Source organism: uncultured Gimesia sp. (genome assembly GCF_937919775.1).
Lineage (GTDB): Bacteria > Planctomycetota > Planctomycetia > Planctomycetales > Planctomycetaceae > Gimesia.
Genome location: NZ_CALFPF010000416.1, coordinates 1 through 3,326, shown reverse-complemented (window position 1 = coordinate 3,326; position 3,326 = coordinate 1). Strand labels below are relative to the sequence as shown.

General features: G+C 49.1%; 3 protein-coding genes. 2 read left to right on the top strand and 1 reads right to left on the bottom strand.

Annotated elements, in window-relative coordinates:
• Positions 1 to 201: prepilin-type N-terminal cleavage/methylation domain-containing protein (locus Q0294_RS11415; RefSeq protein WP_299465004.1), on the bottom strand; the 201-nt coding region annotated here is incomplete at its 3' end.
• Positions 202 to 800: 599 nt separating this feature from the next.
• On the opposite strand from Q0294_RS11415, the gene Q0294_RS11410 reads away from it, so the two are divergent.
• Positions 801 to 1,934 (top strand): efflux RND transporter periplasmic adaptor subunit, encoded by a 1,134-nt coding sequence (locus tag Q0294_RS11410; RefSeq protein ID WP_299465001.1) that lies wholly within the window; start codon positions 801 to 803, stop codon positions 1,932 to 1,934.
• Positions 1,931 to 3,326 (top strand): ABC transporter ATP-binding protein/permease (locus Q0294_RS11405; RefSeq protein WP_299464998.1); only part of this gene is annotated, 1,396 nt, incomplete at its 3' end. The genes Q0294_RS11410 and Q0294_RS11405, both read left to right, overlap by 4 nt.

Below are 3,326 nucleotides of genomic sequence, written 5' to 3'. Positions count from 1 at the left end.
TTCATAGGAGCCTGATATTTCTGTGGTGACAGGGCCACCGGCATATTCATATTCACGGTAGACCCAGTAAGGACCTTCTTTTTGCGTTCCTTTCAGCGAGGCATCTTTTGCCTTCTGAATGTCTGGCAACAGTAATGCGACGAGCACTGCAATGGTCGCAATCGCCACCATTAATTCGATGAGTGTAAAGCCTTTTTTCATCCCTCGCTTCATTGATGGTAAAGTAGTCACCATCTCTCCTTTAAAAACAGATTGACAACTTGCTCGTCAAACAGAATCGAGCACACACTATTAACGCCCCGATTTATAGTGGGGCTTGTTTAAGAGAATGTTTCTGTTTGATGATTATTGCGATTTATGACGAAGCGAATCATGTGCCAATCCGGAGATTTGATTCTTATCCGGCTTTCCTGAAAAGTCATATCATACTGACAGTAAATAAGATAAGTTCGTGAAGTACCCCAGCGGTTAACGGGGAATTATTTTTCGATTCATCAAACAAACGCAGTCAGGATTTTGAATTGCCCGATTCTTGTGCAATGCACTTTCTGGAGATTTTCTCAGACTGATACTTGTGTCAGTGTAAAGTTGATCCCGGTTCTAAAGTTTTGAATTATCAAAAACAAAACCCGCAATTTCCGGTTTATTTCAGGGCTGGGAGCTGAAACAGGAACTGAGATCAGGCTTGGAGAGTGGTTTGCTACTGTCTTGATTCAAGTTATTGTATGATAAACGTTTTCAACTCGGCAAAAGCAGATAACGGGATAGTTTGGCGGAATCAGAATTATGAGGGGAGTGGTTTGAAACGAATTCTGGGATTAATTGTGTTGGCGGCGGTTTTGATCGCGGCGTTGATTTTCAGCCAGAATCGGCATGTCCCTTTGAAAGTCTCCGGTTTTTTAGAAGCCGATGACATCCGTCCCGGTTCCCGCGTAGGGGGACGCGTCAAACGGGTCTTGATTGAAGAAGGTCAATCGGTGTCTGAAGGAGACTTGCTCATCGAGCTGGAGCCTTACGATTTGCTGGAACGACGTGCAGAAGCGGTCGCAGGACTGGCAGAGTCCAAGGCGAATTACGAAAAACTGGTTGCCGGTTTTCGGGTAGAAGAAATTGCCCAGGCTCAGGCGCGGGTAGACCAGTTGAAAGCAAGATTAACGCTGTTGGTGAATGGACCCAGACCAGAGGAAATCGAAGCTGCGGTTGCAGAGTTACATTTAGCGGATGCAGAATATCGACTTGCCAAAGCGAAACAATTGAGGGTGGAGACCTTATTTGCCAAAAAGACCGTTTCGGCAGATGAGATGGATACGGCAAATACCGAGTTGCAGGCAACCGCTTCCAAAAAAGAAGTCAAACAACAGACCCTTGATTTATTGAAGGAAGGGACTCGCAAAGAGGAGATCGACGAAGCCAGAGCCCAGTTAAAGCAGGCAGAAGAGGCGTGGCAATTATTAAAAAACGGGAGTCGTCGCGAAGATATCGAACAGGCAAAAGCGGCTGTCAATCAGGCCGAGGCGGTTTTACAGATCATGGAAGAACAGATCAAGGAACTGAAAATCTTTGCGCCCCTGGATGGAACAATTGAAGCAGTGACCTTACAGCCGGGGGATCTGGTGGGCAGCAATGTTCCCGTAGTTTCTATTCTGGACTGGAACCATTTGTGGGTCCGCTGTTATGTGCCGGAGAATCATCTGGATATTAAAGTCGATCAGGAAGTCGATGTCACGATTGACAGTTATCCTGATAAAGTCTTTGCAGGTCGCGTTACCTTTGTTTCCCGGCAGGCTGAATTTGTGCCTCGGAATGTGCAGACCCCTGAGGAACGTTCGAAACAGGTCTTTCGAATCAAAGTCCGAATCAAAGATCAGGACAAGTTGCTCAGGCCGGGGATGTCCGCCGATGTCTGGCTGGACCGAAAGGAAACCAGACCATGAGCCCAGTGATTCAGGTGAATCAGTTAACTCGCGATTTTGGAACTCTCCGGGCCGTTGATCAGGTTAGTTTTGAAGTACAGCGCGGTTCGATCTTTGGTTTACTGGGGCCGAATGGGAGTGGAAAATCCACTATCATTCGCATGTTGTGCGGAGTTCTGGAACCGACAGAGGGATCGGCTCACGTGCTGGGTTTCGATGTGGCCCGCGACGCAGAACAGATCAAACGGCACATCGGTTACATGTCGCAGAGTTTCAGTCTGTATTCTGATTTAAGCGTGCGGGAGAATATTGAGTTCTATGGTCGCATCTACGGGCTCAGCCCTGAGAAACTCGAACAGCGATTTCATGAAATCATCGAACTGACCTCACTGCAAGGTCGACTGGATCAACTGGCTGGTAATTTGTCGGGAGGCTGGAAGCAGCGTCTGGCTTTGGGATGTGCGCTGATTCATGAACCGCAGGTGCTCTTTCTGGATGAACCGACCGCCGGCATCGATCCGGTGGCCCGACGCGATTTATGGGACCTGTTGTTTGATCTGGCCGGGCAGGGGGTCACGCTGTTTGTAACCACCCACTATATGGACGAAGCAGAACGCTGCAGTGATGTGGGTTACATCTACGATTCGCGTTTGATTGTCTGTGGGAAACCGGAGGAATTGAAACATCTGCCGACCGTCACGCCCGCCGGCACGGCACGGTGGGAAATTCAGCTGGTCAACCCGGCGTCAAAACTGGCCACCTTTCGCGAAATGGAGGGAGTTCAGGATGCGACGCTCTTCGGTCAGACCATTCACGTTCTCGCTGATCAGCAATTATCAGAAACGGACTTTGTACAGCGCATCGAGCAGGAACAGGAGTCGGTTCAGGTCCGGCCGATTACACCATCGCTGGAAGATGTGTTTGTGACCTTGAGCCGTGCCGAGGGACAGAATCAGCGGAATTCGCAGCAGACAACAGTGAGTCCTGAAACTCACCGACAGCCTCAGGCAGCGCCTGAAAGCATTCCGCAAAAACCGGAATTCGTTTCCAATGAACAGCCTCTGCAAGCCGGATTTTCCAAAGTAAAACCGGGAATATTTGCTGGATTCTGGGCCATTTTGGTGAAAGAATTCTCGCATGTCCGCCGTGAGCCTGCGACGCTGCTGTTCGTTTTCGCCGTCCCGGTGCTGCAGACGATCATTTTTGGTTATGCCATCGATACCCAGATCGAGAATATTCCGACGGTCATTTATGACCTGGATGGTCGCTCCAGTGCGCGTGAACTGAGGGATTCCTTTGCAAATACACGCACGTTTCAGATCATCGAACGTGTGTTTGATGAAGATGCATTTCACTATGCGCTCCAGTCAGGGAAAGCCAAAGTTGGAGTGATTATACCCCCTGATTATACAG